This is a genomic window from Pedobacter sp. 01N416 (genome assembly GCF_056399685.1).
In genome coordinates, this window is the sequence record NZ_JBFTRT010000611.1 from 1 (window position 1) to 2,918 (window position 2,918).

Annotated in this window: 4 protein-coding genes; 3 read left to right on the forward strand and 1 reads right to left on the reverse strand. The window is 37.4% G+C overall.

Annotation, left to right across the window (positions count from 1 at the left end; genetic code table 11):
- The first annotated feature begins 202 nt into the window (after nucleotides 1-202).
- The gene (locus AC1DND_RS24595; RefSeq protein ID WP_477585186.1) at nucleotides 203-526 is read left to right on the forward strand and encodes a hypothetical protein; all 324 of its coding nucleotides are present in this window, start codon (nucleotides 203-205) and stop codon (nucleotides 524-526) included.
- Nucleotides 527-806: 280 nt separating this feature from the next.
- Here the strand turns inward: AC1DND_RS24595 and AC1DND_RS24600 are convergent, their stop codons facing one another.
- Complete coding sequence (locus tag AC1DND_RS24600; RefSeq protein ID WP_477585187.1) at nucleotides 807-1,046, reverse strand: DUF2188 domain-containing protein; 240 nt, start codon at nucleotides 1,044-1,046, stop codon at nucleotides 807-809.
- A 383-nt stretch (nucleotides 1,047-1,429) separates the two neighbouring features.
- On the opposite strand from AC1DND_RS24600, the gene AC1DND_RS24605 reads away from it, so the two are divergent.
- Together AC1DND_RS24605 and AC1DND_RS24610 are read left to right on the forward strand one after the other, a co-directional pair.
- Complete coding sequence (locus tag AC1DND_RS24605) at nucleotides 1,430-1,756, forward strand: hypothetical protein (RefSeq protein WP_477585188.1); 327 nt, start codon at nucleotides 1,430-1,432, stop codon at nucleotides 1,754-1,756.
- Nucleotides 1,737-2,918: recombinase family protein (locus AC1DND_RS24610; RefSeq protein WP_477585189.1), on the forward strand; the 1,182-nt coding region annotated here is incomplete at its 3' end. The genes AC1DND_RS24605 and AC1DND_RS24610, both read left to right, overlap by 20 nt.

Consider the following 2,918-nt stretch of genomic DNA (forward strand, 5'->3'; position numbering starts at 1 on the left):
ATGTTAGGGCTGGTTTACCCTAATGTTAGGGCTGGTTTACCCTATTATGACTGAAGTAAAATTGTCCTTGGAATGGACTGCAAAAGTAAATATAGTTTCGGTATTACCAAAACTATTTTAAAATTAATTTACTTCTTTTAAGAATGCGTTAACTGTAAGATGCAGTTAGCTAATATTTAACAAAAAAGTAAAGTAAAAACAAATGAGTTATATTTATACAGCGGGAGACTTATATTTTAAAGATTACAGTATAAAAGCTGTAACCGGAGACAATCCACACATTACAGATAAACGCGACAGTGGTAAATTCAACCGCAATGAACGTTATGAGGTTTTAGATTTAATTAATGCTGTTTCAAAGCATCAAAATTTCACTACAAAAAAACAGTGTAGATTAATTGAATCATTAATTAGAGAACAATTACCTACCTCTTATGCCTTCGATCGACCCGGGGCTTTAAGTTGGCTAGTCTTTAATTATAAAAAATATCATTTAATCCCTGAGCACCCGGCTTCACAAGTCTAAATTTTATGGAGGCGGCACCGTTTTCCGCCTCCATAAACTATATTATTAAATGATTGTAAAGGAATTAGAATGCTAGCTTAAAAGTGTTGAAATAACAAAAGAAACTATAGTTGTCCTTAGGACAATTACAACTCATTCAATATTTTTCAGAAATTCATTTTGCAGCGTCAAAAGCCATTGAAAAATAAAGCAAATATGCCAATAGAGCTTAGATCAATGGTTTTGAGATTTTTCTTAATCCCAATAAGATTTAACTACAATTAATAATACTCACTCGGATTTATCTTTTTTTATCTTTCGGCGGATTAGGATCTTTGCCATAACTGTTGGGGTTACTGATTTTCCCATCTTTGTTATGCGGGATAAATTCAACCTTATCCTTTTTTGCTAGGTCCTTACCATAATCAACAGCATCACTCTTTTTTTCAAAATGCTTTGAAGCCCTCTCTGCATTTTCCCTTTTGGCATCCCAACCTCCTTCAGAATTAGGAACAACATGTACGTTTTCTTTTTCTGCCATAATTTTAATTTTGATCAGTATAAATATACGCAATTTAACCAACGATTGTAGGCTGAAAATAGTGCCCCTAAATACCAAAGCGGACATCTTTAGATTCCACAGGCCGGAAAAGAGCCCACAGCCTGCCTCAGGTAGAATGCCAAGCAAAAAACCATTCAGCTAAAATGCACTATCAAAAACATAATGTCTTAATCGCCCCCATAATATAGCTATCCATCTTCTCCCCGAATTATTCTTTCCATACAGACCATCATATAATTCAAAACACTGATCATGCTGTCAAAAAAGCAGCACAACCCTACCCGCCTGTACTTATTTAATTTTCCAACCTCCGAAAAACTACATCAAAATTCTCCTACCATTACCCCAAAAACAAAACCCTTATGGAAATCAATATCAAAAAACCAAAAAGGAAAGCTTTCAGAAAAAGGATCAGAACCAAGACCAGAGTAGCAGTACCCGCCAGTACCAAACAAAAAACCTCCAAACAGAAAACAATCCATACCAACAAAACAAATTCAAACATACCTCTACAATCCATACACCATCCCCCCTCAAAATCTGATATAAATAACCAAAAAAGTATCGAAAATACCGATGACATAATCAGCAGATTATCTGACGAAAAAGAAGAAAGATTGCTAAATTTAATAGTTAAAGCCCTAGTCAGGGTAACATTAGATCAATCATATGGGAAAGAAAGCAATTAGATACTTAAGGTTCAGTGACAAAAAACAGAGCGAAAATTCGATCGAGCGCCAACGCCTGGTAACCGATCATTATATTGAATTCAATAAAATCAACCTGGTAGATACCTTTATCGACAGAGGAAAAAGCGCCAAGACATTTGACAGGCCAGACTTTATCAAATTACAGGAATTTATCGGCCTTTACCATAAAAACGTTGATTACCTATTGGTAGATCAGATGGACAGGTTCAGCCGCGATGCAGGAGAAGCCATGAGCATGGTTAAATCGCTACAATCAAAATACGGCATACAGATCATAAGCGTTTCCGAAGGCATTGAATTTGACTATGATAAACCCGGCAGCTTCTTCAGGGCTGGACTACAGCTGCTATTGGCAGAAGAGGACAACATCAACCGCAGTATTAAAATAAGATCCGGCATCTACTCCAAGAAAACAAAAGAAGGAAAATTTGTTTTTCGCATCACACCTTTCGGATACAAAAAAATAGGCGAGCCGCGGGATCGCAGACTCATCATCGATGAACCGGAGGCAAAAATAGTACGGTTTATTTATGAATCCTATCTAAGAAATATACCACTCTACCTGATCAAGCAAAAGGCTGAAGAGCTCGGCTTTGACAGAAAGGGCAATATGGCAATCGAAAGGATTTTAACCAATGCCGTTTATGCCGGACTGGTAAAAGCCAACGCATACAAAGAACACCCCGGAGGACTCTTCCCTGCTATCCATGAGCCGATCATTGACATGATTTCATGGAAAATGGTGCAGAGTAAATTCAATAGGGTTTCGAAAACACGTACCATTATAGACGATTCACTACCGTTAAGGGGAATTTTAAAATGTCACTGCGGTAATGTTTTGACCGGCGCACCCTCACGCGGCAAATCCGGCCAGTATTTCTATTACTACAAATGCAGACTATCAAAACACAACAATATCAGCGCAAAGAAAGCCCACAATCAGTTCGATACTGCGCTCGAATTGATGAGCCTCCCTGTCAGATCCGTAAAGAAAATCAGAGACAGTGCAGCTAGAGAAATTGAAAAAGAGCTTGAAAACAACAGGAAAGGGCTGACAGAAAAAAAATCAGAAATCGTCAGAGATCAGGAACTGCTGTATACGGTCGAAGAGAAATGGATAAAAAATGAAATTGATCAAGAG